The 13,925-nt window shown below is 34.3% G+C and carries 12 protein-coding genes; all 12 read right to left on the bottom strand.

Annotated elements, in window-relative coordinates; translation table 11 throughout:
* Nucleotides 1–83 precede the first annotated feature (83 nt).
* Nucleotides 84–938 carry a YitT family protein gene (locus tag BK821_RS07880; RefSeq protein WP_046836192.1) on the bottom strand — a complete coding sequence of 285 codons (855 nt, stop codon included), beginning with the start codon at nt 936–938 and terminating at the stop codon, nt 84–86.
* A gap of 616 nt (nt 939–1,554) precedes the next feature.
* On the bottom strand, nt 1,555–1,737 hold the full coding sequence (locus BK821_RS07875; protein WP_071331514.1) for a hypothetical protein: 183 nt from the start codon (nt 1,735–1,737) through the stop codon (nt 1,555–1,557).
* A 21-nt stretch (nt 1,738–1,758) separates the two neighbouring features.
* Nucleotides 1,759–2,370, bottom strand: a complete 612-nt coding sequence (gene pyrE / locus BK821_RS07870) for an orotate phosphoribosyltransferase (RefSeq protein ID WP_046836190.1) — start codon at nt 2,368–2,370, stop codon at nt 1,759–1,761.
* Nucleotide 2,371: 1 nt separating this feature from the next.
* On the bottom strand, nt 2,372–3,064 hold the full coding sequence (pyrF, locus tag BK821_RS07865) for an orotidine-5'-phosphate decarboxylase (protein ID WP_046836189.1): 693 nt from the start codon (nt 3,062–3,064) through the stop codon (nt 2,372–2,374).
* A 98-nt stretch (nt 3,065–3,162) separates the two neighbouring features.
* On the bottom strand, nt 3,163–6,336 hold the full coding sequence (gene carB, locus BK821_RS07860) for a carbamoyl-phosphate synthase large subunit (protein ID WP_046836188.1): 3,174 nt from the start codon (nt 6,334–6,336) through the stop codon (nt 3,163–3,165).
* Nucleotides 6,329–7,429 carry a carbamoyl phosphate synthase small subunit gene (locus BK821_RS07855; protein ID WP_046836187.1) on the bottom strand — a complete coding sequence of 367 codons (1,101 nt, stop codon included), beginning with the start codon at nt 7,427–7,429 and terminating at the stop codon, nt 6,329–6,331. The genes carB and BK821_RS07855 overlap by 8 nt, the downstream gene beginning before the upstream one ends.
* The gene (locus BK821_RS07850) at nt 7,429–8,703 is read right to left on the bottom strand and encodes a dihydroorotase (protein WP_071331513.1); all 1,275 of its coding nucleotides are present in this window, start codon (nt 8,701–8,703) and stop codon (nt 7,429–7,431) included. Before BK821_RS07850 ends, BK821_RS07855 begins: the two co-directional genes overlap by 1 nt.
* Nucleotides 8,687–9,601: an aspartate carbamoyltransferase catalytic subunit gene (locus tag BK821_RS07845; RefSeq protein WP_071331512.1), complete on the bottom strand. Its 915-nt coding sequence runs from the start codon at nt 9,599–9,601 to the stop codon at nt 8,687–8,689. The genes BK821_RS07850 and BK821_RS07845 overlap by 17 nt, the downstream gene beginning before the upstream one ends.
* Before the next feature lie 29 nt (nt 9,602–9,630).
* The gene (locus BK821_RS07840; protein WP_046836184.1) at nt 9,631–10,938 is read right to left on the bottom strand and encodes a uracil-xanthine permease family protein; all 1,308 of its coding nucleotides are present in this window, start codon (nt 10,936–10,938) and stop codon (nt 9,631–9,633) included.
* 279 nt (nt 10,939–11,217) lie between these two features.
* The gene (gene pyrR / locus BK821_RS07835; RefSeq protein ID WP_046836183.1) at nt 11,218–11,745 is read right to left on the bottom strand and encodes a bifunctional pyr operon transcriptional regulator/uracil phosphoribosyltransferase PyrR; all 528 of its coding nucleotides are present in this window, start codon (nt 11,743–11,745) and stop codon (nt 11,218–11,220) included.
* A 636-nt stretch (nt 11,746–12,381) separates the two neighbouring features.
* Nucleotides 12,382–13,299, bottom strand: a complete 918-nt coding sequence (locus tag BK821_RS07830; RefSeq protein ID WP_046836182.1) for an RluA family pseudouridine synthase — start codon at nt 13,297–13,299, stop codon at nt 12,382–12,384.
* 12 nt (nt 13,300–13,311) lie between these two features.
* A complete protein-coding gene (lspA, locus tag BK821_RS07825) occupies nt 13,312–13,788 on the bottom strand; it encodes a signal peptidase II (protein ID WP_046836181.1) in 477 nt (158 codons plus the stop codon).
* Between the last annotated feature and the right edge of the window lie 137 nt (nt 13,789–13,925).

Here is a 13,925-nt window from a genome sequence, read left to right as displayed (position 1 = left end):
ATTACTTAAAAATCGAATAACTATATATAACTGACACGTGATTATTATATATTCCACACTATGATTACGTGACAAACTCATATTTATGATAAATTCATAAATCCGTTACCTAACACATCACGTACATCATGTATTACTAAAAATGCATTTTCATCCTCTTCATTCACTAATTTTTTCACTCTTGTAACTTGTGATTGTGGTACTACAACATAAAGCATACTGGTTTCATTTTTACCATAACCCCCTTTACCATTTAGGAGTGTGGATCCCCTTCCAGTAAAACTATTAATTTTATCGCTTATTGTTTCATTATGACTAGAAATAATAGTGACTGCCTTTTTGGGATTAAAGCCTTCAATAATAAATGAAGTTGCCCGTTCCGTGATAAACAACATAATGATTGTAAATAATACATTAGTTAATGGAAGTACGAAAATAAACGAGAGTACAACCAGTCCATCCAATACAAATATAGCTTGAGAGGTTTTTATATCGAAATACTTATTTAACATCTTCGCAACTACCGATGTTCCCCCAATAACTCCACCGGATGCGATGACTAAGCCAATCCCTATGCCTACTAATACACCTCCAAAGGTAGCATTAACAACAAAGTTATCTACACCTGTATTCCATCCTTCTGTTAAATCTAAAAATATAGATATCGCAGTATTAGATATGAATGTATAAATCGCTGTTCTTCTGCTTAAAAATTTCCAACCTACAATGATTACAATAGTATTAATAATTAATGATGTTAACGCAGGTGAAAAACCAAAGGCATATTTTAAAGCTAGAGATATACCTACTGTGCCCCCATCACCGAGATTAGATCCAAGGATAAAGCAGTTAACTGCAATCGCGCTAATGAATGATCCAATTAAACAAACGATAATATTTTTTGTATGGTTACGAAATAATTGTTGTATCATTTTCAACCCTGCCCCCTATGCCTTTGAAAAGTAATTACATATTATTTCTAAAATTATAAACTAAATATGTCATAAATCCTATGTATAAATAACCCTATCTTTTTATATTATTTAGATAAAAATAAACAAATGTAATGTTTTAAGTTGTTTCTTAAAAAATTTTCACAAAATAAATTAATAGACACGGATGGACGATTTTAAATATTTTAAATATATCATTTTTCTGTCTGTTTGATTGCTATTGCATTTCAAAAATGCTAACTCACCTATTTTTATCATGTTCAATCGAACCTGTGATTGTTATGTTTATTCTTAATTTCTTTCACTTTATTACATTTACAGTTAAAATGTATATAAATACATCGGGAGGTTAATTAATTATGTCTTTTTATATTATTCCATTACTTATTGCTGCACTCGTCTTACTCATTGGTTATATTATTATAAAAATTATGATTCGTTGATCTATCATTCAACTTTGTAGTATATATAGTTATGCATACACGAAGCGGTCATTACGCAACTTTTCTGATGAATATACAAAAAGGATAGTGAAAATGTCTTGATACATTTTCACTATCCTTTTTATTTTCATTCATCAGTGATAACTAGCGGTTTAAAATCAAATATGCCCCTTTTGCTTAATAGTAGACTTTGATTTCTTATAAATATTTTTATCTGCTGATTTTGATAATAATTCATTACCTTCATTGTATGTTTTTTGTGCTCTATAGTCGTCTTCTTTTTTTAAAAATTTATTTAAATGCGCAAAATGGTCATATGCTTCATCCGGGTTCTTTGTCATAATATCCCCTCCAACTCTATATTATGACAAGTTATCTCTCCAATCAACTAATGTAGTCATATCGTTATCAGAAATTTCTCCATTTTCTTTTGCGACAGTAATTAGCTCATTATAATTACTCAAAGTATAGAAAGGAAGATTAGCTGCTGTGAATTGCTCGTCCGCTTTTTTAAGGCCATAAGTAAAAATAGCTACAACACCTAATACATCTGCACCAGCTTCTTTCAAGGCATCTACAGCAGTGATAGAAGAACCGCCTGTCGAAATTAAATCTTCAATTACAACTACTTTTTTACCTTTACTCTGTGCACCTTCAATTTGATTTTGTTTGCCATGACTTTTACTTGAAGAACGCACGTAATTCATCGGTAAATCTAATGACTCAGAAACATATGCAGCGTGTGGAATGCCCGCTGTTGCAGTACCTGACAATACTTCAACATCCCCAAAATTAGTCTTAATTAATTCTGCAAGACCGTCTCTAATTTCACGACGAATGGATGGATAACCTAATGTAATTCGATTATCACAATATATCGGTGATTTAATACCAGAACTCCATGTAAACGGCTCATTAGGTGAAAGAGACACTGCTTCAATGTCTAATAATGCTTTTGCTATATTTTTTGCCATATTAACTTAACCAACTTTCTTTAATTTTATGATAACTTTCTACTGGATTGTCGCTCTTAGTGATGGGACGCCCAACAACGATATGTGTTGACCCTAATGCTTTTGCTTGGTGTGGCGTTGTTATTCTTTTTTGATCATCAGCGCTTGTACCTTCTGGTCTGATACCTGGAGTAACTTTTAAAAATTCAGAACCTAATGCATTCGTGAGTAATGAAGTTTCTAAAGGTGAACAAACGACACCATCTAATCCAGATTGCTTAGCTAATTGTGCGTAATTTAACACAGCTGCTTCAATTGAACTTTGAATATTTTGTTCATTGTGTAACACTTCTTCAGTGGTCGAAGTGAGCTGAGTAACTGCAATAATTTGAATGTTGTCATTATATTTACGAATGCCTTCAACTGCACGTTTCATCATATCTGTTCCACCTGCTGCATGAACATTTACTAAATCAACATTTAATTTGCTTAATCCTTCCATCGCTTTACCAACGGTATTAGGAATATCGTGTAATTTCAAATCCAAGAATATATCGTGACCACGCGCCTTAATAGAGGCAATTAAATCAGGTCCAGTTTGGTAAAAGAGTTCCATCCCTATTTTCACAAACAATGGCTCATCGAATTGGTCTAAAAACGTATGTACTGCTTCAGAAGAATCAAAGTCTAAGGCAATAATGGGTAAAGTATTCATAATTTATGCTACACCTCATATTTAATAACTTTCAATATTTGAATTAAGACAAAATAATAGTTCATCAAACACTATCACTTTGTCTTAATTGTTTGATTTTACATATTTTTCATTGTAAATGTCATACTTTCGATGACATTTGTTAACGCATTAGCTGTATCTAAAGATGTCAGGCAAGGCACGCCATTTTCAACTGAGGAACGTCTGATTTGGAAACCATCACGTTCAAATTCTTTACCTTTAGTCATTGTATTAATTACTATTTGTACTTCTCCATTTTGTATACGTGTAAGTAAATCATCTTCGTAACCGATTTTACCAACGACTTCAGCTGGAATATTCTGTTCTGCTAATTTATTTGCAGTACCTTCAGTTGCAAGTATTTTGTAGCCTACTTCATTTAAACGGCTCGCAATATTAACAACCTCATCTTTATCTTTATCACTTACTGTCATTAATACTGTACCGTGGTCTTTAACTTCCATACCACTTGCAGTAAGACCTTTGAATAATGCTTTTTCTAAAGTTAAATCTTTACCCATGACTTCACCTGTAGATTTCATTTCAGGTCCAAGCGTAATATCAACATTTTTTAATTTATTAAAGCTAAAGACTGGAGCTTTAACAAAGACGCCTTCAGTATATGGTTGAATACCAGCTTTATATCCTAAATCAAGTAGTTTTTCACCTATAATCGCTCGCATTGCTAGTTGAGCCATTTGAATATTTGTTATCTTACTTAAAAATGGAACGGTACGACTTGAGCGTGGGTTCACTTCAAGTACATAAACGCCGTCATGCGCAATTACAAATTGGATATTGATTAACCCTACGATATTTAATCCTTTTGCTAATCGAATCGTAAAATCTTCGAGTGTCTCCATCTCTGCTTGCGTTAATGTTTGGGGTGGATATACTGCAATAGAGTCACCTGAATGCACACCGGCTCTTTCAATATGCTCCATGATGCCTGGAATAATGACTGTTTCACCATCAGAGATTGCATCTACTTCGATTTCTTTCCCAGTTAAATATCTATCTATCAGTACTGGATGATCAGGGCTTGCTTTTACTGCTTCGTTCATATAGTTTTCTAATTCTGCATCACTATTAACGATTTCCATCGCACGACCACCCAAAACGTATGAAGGTCTTACAACTACTGGGTATCCAATATTTCTGGCATTTTCAAGCGCTTCTTCAGGCGATGTTGCTGTTTTCCCATTAGGTTGTGGTACATCAATTGTGTGTAATAATGCCTCAAACTCTTTACGGTCTTCAGCACGATTTAAGTCTTCTAATGAAGTACCTAAAATTTTCACATCATGTTTTTCGAGTTTATCAGCTAAATTAATTGCAGTTTGTCCACCAAACTGTACAACTACACCTTTAGGTTGCTCTAAATCAATAATATTCATAACATCTTCTTCAGTAAGCGGCTCAAAATATAGCTTATCCGAAATTGAGAAATCAGTTGATACTGTTTCAGGATTGTTATTCACAATAATTGCTTCATAACCCGCTTGTTGAATCGCCCACACTGCATGAACAGTTGCATAGTCAAACTCTACACCCTGTCCGATGCGAATTGGTCCAGACCCAAGCACTAATATCTTCTCTTTGTCTGTGACGATGGATTCATTCTCTTGTTCATATGTACCATAATAGTAAGGTGTTGCAGATTCAAATTCTGCTGCACAAGTATCTACCATTTTATACACCGGTGTAATCCCATGTTCTTGTCTTAATGCATACACTTCTTCTTCCGACATATCAAAGCGATGCGCAATTACACGATCACTAAAGCCATAATCTTTTGCAAATTTAAGATAATCTATATCTCCTTTATTCGCTTTTAAATTATGTTCAATATTGATGATATGTTGGAATTTATTTAAGAAAAAGTAATCAATTTTTGTCATTTCATGAATTTCTTCAAGGGTAGTACCTCGACGAATCGCTTCACCTATAAAGAATAAACGTTCATCATCTTGATCATTAATGCGCGCTTTAATATAGTCTAAATCAAATGTTTCTCCGTTAGGCAATCCAAGATGATGTACACCATACTCTAATGAACGTATTGCTTTTAGCAATGATTCTTCATATGTTCTACCTATTGCCATAACTTCTCCAGTAGCTTTCATTTGAGTCCCTAAAACACGTTCACCTTTGCCAAATTTATCAAATGGAAAACGTGGAATTTTAGAGATGACATAATCTAACGCAGGTTCAAATGCCGCATAAGAAGTGCCTGTAATTGGATTTAACATTTCATCTAGCGTTAAACCTACTGCAATTTTAGCTGCTAATTTAGCAATTGGATATCCCGTAGCTTTAGACGCCAATGCTGATGAGCGAGAAACACGAGGATTCACTTCAATAATGTAATAATCCATAGAATAAGGATCTAATGCTAATTGAACGTTACAGCCACCTTCTATGCCCAATGCACGAATGACTTTTAATGATACATCACGTAACATTTGATATTCCACATCTGATAATGTCTGGCTAGGTGCTACAACAATTGAGTCACCTGTGTGGATACCTACAGGATCAATGTTTTCCATATTACATACTACAATTGCATTATCATTTTTATCTCTCATTACTTCGTATTCTATTTCTTTAAAACCTGCAATTGATTTTTCAATTAAACATTGCGTTGCTGGACTATAGTGTAAACCATTAGAAACAATCTCTTTTAACTCTTTATCATTATGACAGATACCTCCGCCAGTACCTCCCATTGTAAATGCTGGTCTAACGATAAGTGGGTATCCCACTTGCTCTTTAAATTTAAATGCCTGTTCAACAGTGTTAACAATATCACTCTCTGGTACAGCTACTTCTAAATCATTCATTAGTGTTCTGAATAACTCTCTATCTTCAGCTTGTTGAATAGATTCTAACTTCGTACCTAAAAGTTGCACATTATTTGCTTCAAGTACACCACTATCATGTAACTGAATTGCCATATTCAAACCTGTTTGACCACCTAATGTAGGTAAAAGTGCATCTGGTTGCTCTTTACGTATAATTCGAGCAATAAAATCATGTGTTAAAGGTTCAATATATACTTTATCTGCAATTTCAGTATCCGTCATAATTGTAGCCGGATTTGAGTTCACTAATATAACGCGATAACCTTCTTCTTTTAATGCGAGACAAGCTTGTGTACCTGCATAATCAAATTCTGCTGCTTGACCAATAATAATAGGTCCTGATCCAATAACTAGAATTGTTTTGATATCATTACGTTTAGGCATTTGTGATACGCTCCTTTGCTTTATGGTCATTCATCATTTTAATAAATTCATCAAATAAATAATTGGAATCTGAAGGTCCTGGACATGCTTCAGGATGATATTGAACTGAAAATGCTGGTAATGTTTTATGTCTTAAACCTTCGACCGTACCATCATTAATAGCTATATGTGTCACTTCTAGTTCTGTATCAATTAACGAATCTTTATTTATTGCATAACCATGATTCTGACTCGTAAGTGCTATTTTTCCAGTTTTCAAATCTTTAACTGGGTGGTTGGCCCCTCTGTGTCCAAATTTCATTTTAAATGAGGTAGCACCTTGCGATAATGCAAATAATTGATGACCTAAGCAAATACCAAAGAATGGAATGTGTCCTAAGATGCCTTTAATCATTTCCACAGCAACTTGAACTTCTTCGGGATCCCCAGGACCATTTGACAACATGACGCCATCTGGAGACATTCTTATAATAGCTTCTGCAGAAGTATCATATGGTACAACCGTCACATTACAACCACGTGTATTCAACTCTCTAACAATATTTTGTTTTTTACCAAAGTCCACTAACACAACACTCAAATCGTAACCGGAAGATACATATGGTGATTTCGTCGATACCGTTGTCACTTCATTACGTGGTAATTCTGTAGATTTTAATTGCTCAACGATTTGAGTAATACTTGCTTTATCATCTGTAAATGCTGCTTTTAAAACGCCAAAATTTCTGATTTTACGCGTGATACTTCGTGTATCAACGCCAGAAATACCCGGAACATCATATTCTACTAATACTTCATGCAATGTTTTTTGTTGTCTGAAATTACTAGGATGTGCACTCGCTTCTTTTACAACTACACCATTCAATGTAGGTACAAGTGACTCAAAATCGTCTCTATTAATACCATAATTCCCAATCAATGGATAGGTAAATGTGATAATTTGACCAGTGTATGATGGATCAGATATCGTCTCTTGATAACCTGTCATTGCCGTATTAAATACAATTTCTCCCACTGTCAATTTATCTGAACCCAATGGGTAACCTTCATAATATGTTCCGTCTTCTAATACTAGATAGCGTTTCTGCAACATTATTTTTCCTCCTTAAATTTAACTTCACCTTCAACTAATGTTAATACTGGAGTTCCATAAACTTTGCATCCAATAAATGGTGTATTATTACCTTTCGATGCAAAGTCTTCTGCCTTGATTTCACTTTCTTCATCTAGATTGATAACTGTTAAATCTGCTAAACCACCTTCTTCTAACCTACCATAAGGTAAATCAAACGTTTGCGCTGGTTTAATTGTTAAATAATCAACAAGTTGTTGTAATGACCAATCTCCATTTTTAACGAAGTGTGTATATAATAATGGGAATGCTGTTTCACTACCAACAATGCCAAATGGCGCCTTCGTCATAGATTGCGCTTTTTCTTCAGCAGCATGTGGTGCATGATCCGTTGCGATACAATCAATTGTGCCATCTAATAAACCTTCTAATAATGCATCTCTATCTTCTTTGCTTCTTAACGGGGGATTCATTTTGTATATTGCATCATCACCTGGTACATCATCTTCTGTTAATAACAGATGGTGTGGGGTTACTTCTGCAGTGACTTTAATACCCGCTTTCTTAGCATCACGAATGGCTCTGACACTTTCTTTCGTCGACACATGGCACACATGATAATGTGCACCTGCCGCTTCAGCTAAAAGTACATCACGCGCGATTTGAACTGCTTCACAAATATTAGGAATACCAGGTATGCCCAATGCTTTACTGCGTTGCCCTTCATGCATAGCTCCACCATAAATTAAGCTATTGTCTTCACAGTGCGCTACAACAGCTTTATTAACTTTTGCTGCCGCTTGCATTGCTTCATACATCATATTAGCTTGTTGAACCCCTACACCATCATCAGTAAAGGCAAATGCGCCATTTTGTGCAAGTGCTTCGAAATCTACATGTGTTTGACCGGCTTGTCTTACTGTAATGGACGCATATGGTAAAACTCTTACTTGTGCATTTTCTTCTATTAATTGATTTAAATGTTTTAAATTCTCTTCTGAATCAGGTACTGGACGCGTATTAGGCATTGGACATACCGTCGTAAAACCACCTCTAGCAGCTGCTTTAGTACCTGTTTCTATCGTTTCTTTGTGTTCCCCACCCGGTTCACGTAAATGTACGTGCACGTCGACTAAACCTGGCGCTACAAATTGACCTTTAACATCTATAACTTCTATCTCTGCATCAACTTCAATTTGTGGCGCGATTTTTTTTATGTGTTGACCTTCGATTAAAATTGAAACCTCTTTAAATTCACCATTTTGTAAAATCTTAGCATTATTTAATAACTTCATTAGTTTCTGCCCCTTTTGTTTGTAATATATAATCTATAACAGCCATTCGTAAGTACATTCCATTTTCCATTTGTTTGAAAATGCGAGATTTTGATGCTTCTACAAGTGAGTGATCTATCTCTACACCTCTATTTACTGGAGCTGGATGCATTACGATTGCTTGATTGTGTAATTTGTCATACCTTGCTTGTGTTAACCCAAATTGTTCATGATAGTTATTTGCTTCAAAGCTTGTGTTCTCTCCATTATCATGTCTTTCATGTTGTACTCTCAATAACATAACAATATCTACATGATCTATAACTGTATCAATGTCAACATAAGGTGCATCAAGTGAACAATCCTTCCACGCTTCAGGACTTGAAAACATCACGTTTGCGCCAAGTGCAGATAAACTCTGAAAGTTACTTCTAGCAACGCGAGAATTTTTAATATCTCCACAAATCAAGATATTGAGTCCTTCAAATGACTGATATTCTTCATATATTGTCATAATGTCTAATAAACTTTGGGTAGGATGTTGGCCACTGCCATCTCCTCCATTAATAATTGGGATGTTAAGTGATTTTAATTCTTCGTAATATGTAGTCTGTGAATGTCTAATCACGAGAACATCTGCACCAACTTGCTCTAAAGTTTTGCATGTGTCATATAATGACTCACCTTTTTGAACTGAAGATGTATTAGTCTCAAAATCAATTAATTTTAGTCCTAATTTTTGTTCGGCTACTAAGAAACTACTTTTAGTGCGAGTAGAATTTTCAAAAAATAAATTTGCTACAAATTTATCTTCATAACGTTGAGGCTTTAGATCACCTTTTTTTATAGCGCTTGCGCGTTGAATTAACTCATAAATTTCATTTGTAGATAGATGTTCCATTGAAAGTAAATTATCCATGTTCAGCCTCCTCATAATACAATGTTCACTTATTTAGTCGCTACTGCTTCTTTCGGTAATATAAGATTTAATATAATTCCTGCTAACGCTGCAAGTGCCATGCCTTCTATTTCGAGTTTGACACCTACACCATTTAAGTTGAAAACCAAGTTCCCGATACCAATTACAAGTATGACTGATGCAATAACTAAGTTACGATTACTAGCAAAATCCACTTCGCTCTCAACAAGCATTCTCAAACCACTTGTCGCAATGATACCAAAAAGTAATATGGATACCCCGCCCATTACAGGTGTAGGTATTGATGATACAAGTGCTGTGAATTTCCCTACAAATCCTAAGATAATTGCAATCACCGCAGCACCACCGATAACATAAACACTATAAATTTTTGTGATTGCTAAGACACCAATATTTTCACCATATGTCGTGCTTGGCGGCCCACCAATAATACTTGCAAACATAGTAGAAACACCATCACCTATAATAGATTTATCTAATCCAGGATCCTTAAAAAAATTTCTTCCTACAATTTTATTTATGACCATTTGATGGCCAATATGCTCACTCACAGTAACAAATACAATAGGTATCAATACAAGAATCAATCCTAAGTGAAACGAGGGTGTATAATCTTTAAAAGGAATATACACTTCCGGCAGTTGTAACCATTTTGCTTTTATAATCGGTGCAAAGTTGACCAAACCCATGAACATTGACAAGACATAGCCCGTTACAATACCGATTAATACTGGTATTAAAGATAAGAATCCTTTAAAGAATCCTTGTACAGCTATTGTGACAAGTAAAGTAATCATAGCTACAGCTAGATAACTCAAATTATATCCTTTCATATCTGAAGCATTTTCAAACATTGCCATGTTTACAGCTGTTGGCGCTAAACTCAAACCAATAACCATAATTACTGGACCTACAACTACAGGAGGTAAAAGCTGCATCAACCAGTTCGTTCCACTGATTCTTATAGCTAGTCCAATGAGTACATACATGACACCACTCATAAAAAGTGCCATTAGCATGTCACCCAAACTGTGAGAATTTAAGCCAGTAATAATGGGTGTAATAAACGCGAAACTCGAACCTAAGTAAGCTGGTATTTTAGCTTTTGTAATTAATATATATAACAATGTTCCTATACCTGATGCTAGTAATGCAGATGATATCGGCAATCCTGTTAAAAATGGTACCAGTACTGTAGAACCAAACATAGCAAATAAGTGTTGCGTACTTAAAAACGCCCATTGGCCAAATTTAGGTCTATCTTGCACATCTAATACTGGTTTGACTGTCCGTTCGAACATTGTTTCATTTTCCATGTTTTACGCTTCCCTTCATAAAAAAAATCTCTTTACATTGTATTCATGTAAAGAGACTCAAAAAGTGTACACTATCTTATTTTTAAACTTTAGATTGATTCATCCATTACATGACTCAACCATGGTTCAATAAATTAAGATAATATGAAGAGGTTTATTATAACTGTTATACCATCACTGATTATTAACTACAAACCTATCTAGGTATGTGCGCAGTCATTAGTCACATGATTCCAAACCTCTTCCCTTTCTCAGTCTCTCGTACTGAATTAAAAGGTGCTATTCAATTACTACTGCATTTCTTGAATCGATTTCATCAAGAAATACCGAAACAGCTTCTTCCCTTGCAGTCGGAATATTCTTTCCTACAAAGTCTGCACGTATTGGTAATTCCCTGTGGCCTCGATCAACTAATGTTGCTAAGCCTATTTTTTTAGGTCTAGCATATTGAAGTACTGCATCTAATGATGCTCTGACCGTTCTTCCTGTATATAAAACATCATCAATAATTATGACGACTTGATTTGTGATATTTACATCTATCTCATATGTTTTTTCATTGCTGTGATTCGATGTTTGTTCTAAATCATCTCTAAACTGGGTAATATCGATTGTCCCCGTAGGCACTACTTTTTCTTCGATACTTTCAATCTTTTGCTGGAGACGTCTTGCTAAAAAAGCCCCACGCGTCTTAATGCCTAACAATATTAAATTATCAGTACCTTTATTATATTCTAAAATTTCGTGTGCAATACGTGTCACCGTTCTCTGTATAGCCGCTTCATCCATAATAACGCGTTCTGACATTTTAGGCACCTCCCTTAATTTGTTTAATCAACAACTTATTAATGCAATAATGTTTAGGATATAAAGAAAACCCCATGCCTTTATTCAGACATGAGGTTTACTTATAAGGATATCACAAACAATTAAGAGACATATCTTGCTTTACTTAGATGATTTCTCTTACATAAATATGGTTATATTTATGTCTCCCACTGTGCTAAATGTTATAGCTACAGTAGTATTAATTTGTTTTCACAAATCATATGTTTGTATACCTTAATTAAAGTCATGTCTTCGAAGCCTCTCTGGACTTTCATTTAAAGACGTACGTTCGCTTTATTAAACTGTCATAATATTATCACGAATAGACTAAACTTGCAAGTGTATTTAGGGAACAACTGCTGCTTCCATAATTAAAGCTATATTTATATAGTATTCTTTAATGTACTTGTCTTCACCTTTATCTTGCGTATACATTCAATGATGTAAGAGATCATATTAAATATCGCCTAATATATTCAAAAGAAAATGACGGTATCTACTGAAGTAAAGCAGACACCGTCATTTTCAAATTAAATAAGCTATTGATATCCAAGCCAAAGTATCTTACGAAGCATAACATTTAGCATGAATACTTGTGATTTGTATTGCTAATTTTTAGCTATCACTTCTACGTATATCTGACAGTAACTGTTCAAAATCGTCAGGTAATGCAGATGATTTCTCAATATATTCATGCGTTACTGGATGTTCGAAACCAATCACTTCTGCATGTAACGCTTGACCACCTATATCCAATGTTTTTTTCGGACCATACTTTGGATCACCTACTAAAGGATAACCAATATATTTCATATGCACACGTATTTGGTGTGTACGACCAGTCTCTAATTGACATTCTATCAATGTATATTTATTAAAATGTTCTAGGACATTAAAGTGTGTAATCGCATCTTTACCGTCATCGACAACATCCATCGATTGTCTATCAATTTTATTTCTTCCAATTGGCGCATCAACTGTCCCATAATCATGTGGGATATTGCCGTGAACAAGTGCCACATATTTACGCGTTACTGTTTTATTCACCAATTGGTCAACCAAACTGCGATGCGCGATATCGTTTTTAGCGACCATCAACAAGCCAGATGTATCTTTATCAATTCTGTGTACGATACCCGGACGAATTTCTCCATTGATACCTGATAAATCCTTCATTTGATACATTAAACCATTAACAAGTGTGCCAGTGTAATGACCTGCAGAAGGATGAACTACCATACCTTTAGGCTTATACACGATTGCAACATCATCATCTTCATAGTATATATCTAAATTTAAATTCTCAGGGTTAATATCAGCTTCAACAATTTCTTTTTCCGTTACAACAATATGGTCATTAAGCTTAGTTTTATAATTTGATTTAATCAATTTATCATTCACTTTCACAAGTGACTCTTTGATTAAGTCTTGAATTTGCGTACGTGACCAATCTGAATTGTATTCTGGTAGTAATTTGTCGATGCGCTGCCCTGTTTCTTCTGGATTTTCTATTTTAAACTCATGTGTTTCCATGCAAAATCTCTCCTATTCTACTTTCTTCATATCTGTTAACAAAGCGATAATAATCAACAAAACACCTATCGTCAAACTGGCGTCTGCTACATTGAATATTGGGAAATTGTATCCAAATATATATGTATCCACAAAATCTACAACTTCACCATGTAATACACGATCAATAAAGTTTCCTAAAGCACCTGCAAATAACAAACTAATAGCAATTTGCATTAGTAAATGTTGTTTTGCCTCTTTAATATAAAAAACAATAAGTACCACAAGTATAATGATGGTAATGATATAGAAGAAGCCCATTTTACCACTTAAAATACCCCAAGCTGCACCATTATTTCTGTGAGAAGTAATATTTAAAAAGTTGGGTATAACTTCGTATGAGTCTCCAACTTTCATTGAACTAGCAACAATAAATTTTGTAATTTGATCTAATATTAATATAACGATTGTTATGAATAAAGAAATACCAATGTAGTACTGACGTTTCATGTCTGTACCTCCTATTATACTCTCAGTCGTTTTACAACAACTCTCATTATATCCTAATCAAACTTATAAAAAAAGTTACAGTTTAAATAACAGTAAAATTATAGCTAAAATAAACCTGTTCTTATCAAAATCCTTTA

Origin of the sequence: Staphylococcus sp. LCT-H4 (genome assembly GCF_001866145.1) — a bacterium.
Taxonomy (GTDB): Bacteria; Bacillota; Bacilli; order Staphylococcales; family Staphylococcaceae; genus Staphylococcus; species Staphylococcus succinus.
This window is presented reverse-complemented; position numbering and strand designations above follow the sequence as displayed.